Source organism: Robertmurraya korlensis (assembly GCF_023715225.1).
Lineage (GTDB): Bacteria > Bacillota > Bacilli > Bacillales > Cytobacillaceae > Robertmurraya_A.
Window position 1 is genome coordinate 1 of the sequence record NZ_JAMBNS010000164.1, and the last position, 379, is coordinate 379.

At 42.0% G+C, this 379-nt stretch carries 2 protein-coding genes; both read right to left on the reverse strand.

Going from position 1 to position 379, the window contains the following annotated elements:
- Positions 1 to 74 precede the first annotated feature (74 nt).
- The gene (locus M3175_RS26215) at positions 75 to 161 is read right to left on the reverse strand and encodes a hypothetical protein (RefSeq protein WP_503328640.1); all 87 of its coding nucleotides are present in this window, start codon (positions 159 to 161) and stop codon (positions 75 to 77) included.
- A 69-nt stretch (positions 162 to 230) separates the two neighbouring features.
- Complete coding sequence (locus tag M3175_RS26240) at positions 231 to 368, reverse strand: hypothetical protein (RefSeq protein WP_503328641.1); 138 nt, start codon at positions 366 to 368, stop codon at positions 231 to 233.
- Positions 369 to 379 lie beyond the last annotated feature (11 nt).

Below are 379 nucleotides of genomic sequence, written 5' to 3' on the forward strand. Positions count from 1 at the left end.
TTTTCTTCTGCTGCAGGCGCGTCACCGGCTGCTGCAGGTGCTGCTGCTAGTGCAGCGGCTGATACGCCAAATTTTTATTCCATTGCAGAGATAAGATCTACAATTTCCATTACTGATTTTTCAGCGATTGCATCAAGAATTTCTTGGTTAGTTAATGCCATGATGTGTGTTCCTAAATAAGTGAATTTGGTTTAAAAAATGCTAAGCGTAGTTAAGTTTACTTAAATAAATTAAGCGGCTTCGCCTTGCATTTTGTCGCGTAATGCTGCCAAAGTACGAACAAATTTGCCTGCAGCGGCTTCTTTCATCGTACCCATTAAGCGCGCAATCGCTTCGTCGTAAGTTGGTAAGCTTGCTAAACGATCGATATCTTTAGCAG

Excerpts from the sequence above, each read along its gene's own strand:
- M3175_RS26215 (WP_503328640.1), bottom strand. The coding sequence starts at position 161 with ATGGCATTAACTAACCAAGAAATTCTTGATGCAATCGCTGAAAAATCA.